The organism is Cereibacter changlensis JA139 (assembly GCF_003034985.1).
GTDB classification, from domain to species: Bacteria; Pseudomonadota; Alphaproteobacteria; order Rhodobacterales; family Rhodobacteraceae; genus Cereibacter; species Cereibacter changlensis.
Map to the genome: position 1 here is coordinate 22,200 of NZ_PZKG01000049.1, position 6,111 is coordinate 28,310.

The following is a 6,111-nucleotide window of genomic DNA, read 5'->3' on the forward strand; positions in this document are numbered from 1 at the left end:
CCTCACTCCATGCACGACTTTTCCACTTCGGCATATTCCGCGGGCTTGTCCGCCCGTTTCGCCGGGCGGCCGCGGTCCAGATCGCCGGTGCCGCGCGCCCGCAGGTAGGTCCAGATGTCGTCGGTATAGCACATGACGTTCGGGTTGGTGCCGAAGGCCGGCATCACCAGATTCTGCGCCGCGCCCACGTCCTGCTTGCCGCCGGCGATGATCTCGAGGAACTCATAGTAATCCAGCCGCATCACCGAGTCCTTCAGCGCCGGCGCATAGCTCGATCCCTGGCCGTCCGGGCCGTGGCAGACATGGCATTCGGCGTGGTAGCGCCGGTAGCCCGAGAAGGTCGGCCAGTCCACCGTGCCGTCCTCGGCGATCACATAGGTCGGGATGTCCTCGGCGTTGAACGACCGGATCCCGTCCGATGACGCCACGGCGACATCCACGCCCTGTGCGGCGGCGGTCTGGGCCGTCGCCAGCGACGAGGCGCCGGTGACGACGCAGAGCGCCGCGGCGGTCATCGCAATCGCAGCAAGGGACGTAGTGATAGTCATTCTGATCTCCTCCCGGGTGAAAAAGCCGCCCCCGACATAACGCGCAAGGGCGGCTTCCGTTGCTTCTTCTGGGCTCAGACTTTGGTCCCGGCCGGCGTCCTCCCGCCGGCCGGAGTCCGGATCAGTCCGGCACGGCGAAGACCGTCAGCTGGCCGCCGAGCTCGGTGTAGTCGGACAGCGCCGAATAGCCGCCCACCGCGCCGAGACCCTCGTTCGGGTTGGTCAGGCCAGCCGCGAGGCCGATCCCGGCCCAGCCGCCGATCCCCGACAGGATACCGATGTACTGCTTGCCCTCGACCTCATAGGTCATCACGTTGCCGATCACGCCCGAGGGGGTCTTGAACTTGTAGAGCTCCTCGCCGGTCTCGGAGTCGACCGCCTTCAGATAACCCTCCAGCGTGCCGTAGAACACCACGTCGCCCGCGGTGGCCAGCGCCCCCGACCAGACCGAGAAGGCCTCGGGCAGCGACCACTTGATCTCGCCCTTGGTCGCGTCCCAGGCGATGAAGTTGCCGAGGCCCCCGTGGCTGTCCGGCGCCGGATACATCGACAGCGTCGCCCCGACATAGGGCTGGCCGGCGGCGTAGCTGACGCGGAACGGCTCGTAATCCATGCAGACGTGGTTGGTCGGCACGTAGAACAGCCCGGTCTTCGGCGAGAAGGCCGCCGGCTGCTGGTCCTTCGACCCCAGCGCCGCCGGGCAGATGCCGGTGGAGTTGGTGTCTTCGCCATTCTGCTCGGTCGAGTATTCGGCGACCACCTGCGGACGGCCGTACTGGTCCGACTCCGGATCCATCACGACTTCCGTGGCCCAGTTCACCGCCGGATCATACTTCTTGGCCACCAAGAGCTCGCCCGTCTCGCGGTCCAGCGTGTAGCCGAAACCGTTACGGTCGAAGTTCACCAGCAGCTTGCGCATCTCCCCATCGATCTCCTGATCGACCAGGATGTTCTCGTTCACGCCGTCGAAGTCCCACTCGTCATGCGGGGTCTTCTGGTAGACCCATTTCGCCACGCCGGTATCGGCATCGCGGGCCATGATGGTCATCGACCACTTGTTGTCGCCCGGACGCTGCGACGGGTTCCAGGTCGAGGGGTTGCCGGTGCCGTAGTAGATCAGGTTCAGATCGGGGTCATAGGAATACCAGCCCCAGGTCGTGCCGCCGCCGATCTGCCACTGGTCGCCTTCCCAGCTCTTGAGCGAGCTGTCGGCGCCGACCGGCTTGCCCAGCTCCATGGTCTTTTCCGGGTCGAACAGCATCTCGGCGTCCGGGCCGGTGGAATAGGCGCGCCAGGCCTGCTCGCCGGTCTTGATGTCATAGGCGGTGATATGGCCGCGCACGCCGAATTCGCCGCCGGAGATGCCGACGATCAGCTTGTCCTTCACCGGCATGACGGTGGCGGTGTTGGTCTCGCCCTTGGCCGGGTCGCCGTTCACGACCGACCATTTCACTTCGCCGGTCTTGGAGTCGAGCGCGACGACGGTGGTGTCGGCCTGATGCAGGAAGATCATGCCGTCGGCATAGGCGACGCCGCGGTTGACCGTGTCGCAGCACATCACGCCGATGACGTCGGGGTTCTGCTGCGGCGTGTAGCGCCACAGGATCTTGCCGTCATTGGCCAGATCCAGCGCGAAGACGTTGTTCGGATAGGGGGTGTGGACATACATGATGCCATCCACCACCAGCGGCGAGCCCTCGTGACCGCGCAGCACGCCGGTCGAGAAGGTCCAGGCGACCTGAAGATCGCCGACATTCTCCTTGGTGATCTGGGCGAGTTCCGAATAACGGGTATTTGCGTAATCCCCCGTCTGGATCGCCCATTGCTTTGAATCCGCCGTCGCGGTCAAAACCGACTCGTTTGCAAGCACGGGCACGGCCGCGCTCATCAGCAGGCTTGTTACCAAACCCATTTTCATATGGTTCATAAGGCTCTCCTCCCGGGATTTAATAGGCTCGTTACTGGCTGGTAAACCGAGACTTTGGCGCATCCGAAAACGCGGGGTAGTCCTCTTGCTTGTTAAGTTCTAAGGCGTGGCGAAACGACGCGTCAACGCTGCTGCAAGCTCTCTACACCCAAAGTATGAGCAGGGCGGAGCCGCAGAAAAACCCCCGCAAATGCCTGCATTTGCGGGGGTTTTCAATTCAGCCCTCGGCGGGCGCGGCGGCGGCGGGCGCGGCTTCGGCCGCAGTGTCGGCGCCGTCCGACAGGGTTTCGAGATAGGCGATCAGATCGGCGCGGTCCTCGGGTTTCTTGATGCCCGGGAAGGCCATCTTGGTGCCCGGCATCCATTTCTTCGGATTCTCGATGAATTCCGCCAGGGTTTCCGCCGTCCAGACGAGGCCGGCCTCGCCCTGTTCGGCCATGGCCTTCGAGTATTTGAACTCCGGCGCGGTGGCCGCGGCGCGGCCGACGACGCCGTTCAGCACCGGACCGACCTTGTTCTTCGCGCCCTCACCGACCTGATGGCAGGCCGAGCATTTGCGGAACGATTTTTCACCCGCCGCCGGATCGCCCTCGGCCTGCGCGGCCAGCGGGGCAGCGGCGAGGATCAGCGCCGCAAGCAGTGTCTTCGATGTCATGGATCAGTCTCCCGGATCGGGCGTGGCATATGGCCCCGCCCGAAGATGTGGCTGGGTCCGCCTGCCGCGCGGGCGGCAAGGCGGACCAGGCTGCGGAAGGTCTGGCCGCCTGCGCGGCCAAAACCTTAATGAAAGATTAACTGAAAACGAAACCTACACTGAAATCAAGGCCTTGCCTTGATTTTCACGCGTGAAACGGCTCAGAACACCACGACGGAACGGATGCTCTCGCCCGATTTCATCAGGTCGAAGCCCTTGTTGATGTCTTCCAGCTTCAGAAGATGGGTGATCATCGGGTCGATCTGGATTTTTCCATCCATGTACCAGTCGACGATCTTCGGCACATCCGTCCGCCCCCGCGCCCCGCCGAAAGCCGAGCCCTTCCAGACCCGCCCCGTCACCAGCTGGAACGGCCGCGTCTGGATCTCCGCCCCCGCCGGAGCCACGCCGATCACGATCGACTGCCCCCAACCGCGATGGCAGGCCTCCAGCGCCTGACGCATGACCTTCACATTGCCCGTGCAATCGAAGGTGTAATCCGCCCCGCCGATCTGGTCGAAGGGCGTCTTCGTCATGTTGACGAGATAGGGCACGATATCGCCGTCGATCTCGGACGGGTTGACGAAATGCGTCATCCCGAACCGCTCGCCCCATTCCTTCTTCGAGTTGTTCAGATCGACCCCGATGATCATATCCGCACCCGCGAGCTTCAGCCCCTGGATCACGTTCAACCCGATCCCGCCCAGCCCGAAGACCACCGCCTTCGCCCCGATCTCCACCTTCGCGGTGTTGATGACGGCCCCGATCCCGGTCGTCACCCCGCAGCCAATGTAGCAGATCTTGTCGAAGGGCGCGTCGTCCCGCACCTTCGCCAGCGCGATCTCCGGCAGCACGGTGTAGTTCGAGAAGGTCGAGCAGCCCATGTAATGCAGGATCGGCGTGCCATCCAGCATCGAGAACCGGCTGGTCCCGTCCGGCATCACCCCCTGCCCCTGGGTCGAGCGGATCGAGGTGCAGAGATTGGTCTTCTGGCTGAGGCAGGACGGGCAGTTCCGGCATTCCGGCGTGTAGAGCGGGATGACGTGGTCGCCGGGCTTCAGGCTGGTGACGCCGGGCCCGACCTCGACCACCACCCCCGCGCCCTCATGGCCGAGGATCGCCGGGAACAGGCCTTCGGGATCGGCGCCGGAGAGAGTGAATTCGTCGGTATGGCAGATGCCGGTCGCCTTGATCTCGACAAGGACCTCGCCGAATTTCGGGCCTTCCAGGTTCACTTCCATGATCTCGAGCGGTTTGCCGGCCTCAACGGCCACGGCGGCGCGGGTGCGCATGTCTGTCCCTCCCTCTGGGACCCGGATCGTGCCCGGGCCGATTGTTCCTGCCGAGTGTAGGGGCAAAGCGCGCGGGCCGCAGATCGGAAAAAAGGATGAGACGCAGGGGCTTGCCTTCGCGCATGAAAACGCCCTCCGGCGGGACCGGAGGGCGTTGCCGCAGGCATGGGGTGGATCAGGCCGCCAGCGCGCCGGATTTCTTCGCCACATGGGCGGCGATGGCGTCCATCAGCGCCGGCGACAGCGCGTCATAGGGCGGCAGGCCGAGCTCGGTAAGCCGGGCGCGGATGTCGCCCATCCGGTCGGGCGAGACGCCGCTCTCGATGATCGAGGAGACGAAAGCGGCGAAGCCCGGCGCGGACCAGCCCTCCTCGCTCGAGAGTTCGGTGTGGATGAAGTCGAGCCCATAGAACGGGTGCTCGGGGTTCTCGATGCGGCCGTACATGTGGGTGCCGCAGCCGGTGCAGGCGTAGCGCTGGATCGACATCTTCTCGTCGACGATCTTCAGCTTGTCGCCATTGGCCACCACCTCGACCGCGCCGCGCGGCACGACGGCGACCATCGAGAAGGTCGCCCCGTCCGGCTTCCAGCACTTGGTGCAGCCGCAGACGTGGTTATGCGCGGATTGCGCGTTGATCCGCACCTCCACCGGCCGATCGGTGCAGTGGCAGCGCAGCGTGCCGCCCTGGAAGCCGTCGCTGCCCTGTTTCACCCCGTTGTCGACGGCCGGATGGATCTTCACCGCGCCATGGGACATATCATTTGCCATTGGTCATTCCTCCCAGAATTGCTTGCCCGAATTCCTGGCGCGAGTGTCGCAGCAGACGGGAGTCGGCGCCACTCAGCCAAAGGGGGGAGAACCCCGCGCCCTCCGCCTTTGGCGCCGCTTGCGGGAACCGCGGCGGGCGCAGAGGGTCGCGGGATGAAGCATCTCCTCGCCCTCCTCCTCGCCGCCTCTGTCACCCTGCCCGCCGCGGCGCAGGAGTGGCAGGGCAAGAGCGCCGCCTTCTTCGGCGTCACCTTCCTCGACACCTCGAACGAGGGCAGCCTGAACGGCGTGCGCGCCGACGAGACGGCGCGGCTGGCGATGATCAAGGCCTACATCGCCGAGGCGCTGCGGGCGCAGGGGCTTACGCTGCTGGACCTCGCGCCGGTGCAGGAGGAGCTGGACCGGACGGTGAACCCGGCCAAGTGCAACGGCTGCGACCTGCGGATGGCGAAGCGGCTCGGGGCGGATTACACCGTGGTGTCGGAGGTGCAGAAGGTGTCGAACCTGATCCTGTCGATGAACCTCTACATCAAGGACACCGCCACCGGAAAACAGCTGCGCGGTCAGGCGGTCGACATCCGCGGCAACACCGACGACAGCTGGACCCGGGGCATGCGCTACATCCTGACCCGCAATGTGTTCAAGTAGCCCGGCTCGGCCGCGCCGGGGCGCGGAACCCGCGCCGACGGCGGCGCCGCCTGCAACCCGGCCGACATGTCGGCCAGATCCTCCAGCCCGGCGAGATCGCAGAGCTCGATGCAGCTGTCCTCGTGCAGCACGATCAGCCCCTGTTCCGCCAGCGACAGCTTGGCCTCATCGAGCGCCGCGACCGTCGTGCCGAGCAGCACGGCGATATCCTCGCGGCGGCAGGCCACAGTCAG

Annotated in this window: 6 protein-coding genes and 1 pseudogene; 1 reads left to right on the forward strand and 6 read right to left on the reverse strand. The window is 65.3% G+C overall.

What is annotated here, in order from left to right; genetic code table 11:
- Positions 1-2 precede the first annotated feature (2 nt).
- The 5 genes from C5F48_RS12090 to gfa all read right to left on the reverse strand — a co-directional run bounded on the left by C5F48_RS12090 (position 3) and on the right by gfa (position 5,218).
- Positions 3-548, reverse strand: coding sequence for a c-type cytochrome, methanol metabolism-related (locus tag C5F48_RS12090; protein WP_107664168.1), 546 nt, complete (start codon positions 546-548; stop codon positions 3-5).
- A gap of 121 nt (positions 549-669) precedes the next feature.
- On the reverse strand, positions 670-2,475 hold the full coding sequence (locus C5F48_RS12095; protein ID WP_107664169.1) for a methanol/ethanol family PQQ-dependent dehydrogenase: 1,806 nt from the start codon (positions 2,473-2,475) through the stop codon (positions 670-672).
- Positions 2,476-2,692: 217 nt separating this feature from the next.
- Positions 2,693-3,130, reverse strand: a complete 438-nt coding sequence (locus C5F48_RS12100) for a c-type cytochrome (protein ID WP_107664170.1) — start codon at positions 3,128-3,130, stop codon at positions 2,693-2,695.
- 200 nt (positions 3,131-3,330) lie between these two features.
- Positions 3,331-4,461 carry an S-(hydroxymethyl)glutathione dehydrogenase/class III alcohol dehydrogenase gene (locus C5F48_RS12105; protein ID WP_107664171.1) on the reverse strand — a complete coding sequence of 377 codons (1,131 nt, stop codon included), beginning with the start codon at positions 4,459-4,461 and terminating at the stop codon, positions 3,331-3,333.
- A 175-nt stretch (positions 4,462-4,636) separates the two neighbouring features.
- Entirely contained in the window at positions 4,637-5,218 is a 582-nt protein-coding gene (gfa, locus tag C5F48_RS12110) for an S-(hydroxymethyl)glutathione synthase (protein ID WP_107664176.1), read from the reverse strand.
- Positions 5,219-5,383: 165 nt separating this feature from the next.
- Between gfa and C5F48_RS12115 the strand changes: the two genes are divergently transcribed.
- Complete coding sequence (locus tag C5F48_RS12115) at positions 5,384-5,878, forward strand: DUF3280 domain-containing protein (RefSeq protein ID WP_107664172.1); 495 nt, start codon at positions 5,384-5,386, stop codon at positions 5,876-5,878.
- Here the strand turns inward: C5F48_RS12115 and C5F48_RS25170 are convergent.
- Positions 5,848-6,111 (reverse strand): annotated as a pseudogene (locus C5F48_RS25170) (hypothetical protein); the annotation flags it as partial. The gene C5F48_RS12115 and the pseudogene C5F48_RS25170 sit on opposite strands and share 31 nt — an antisense overlap.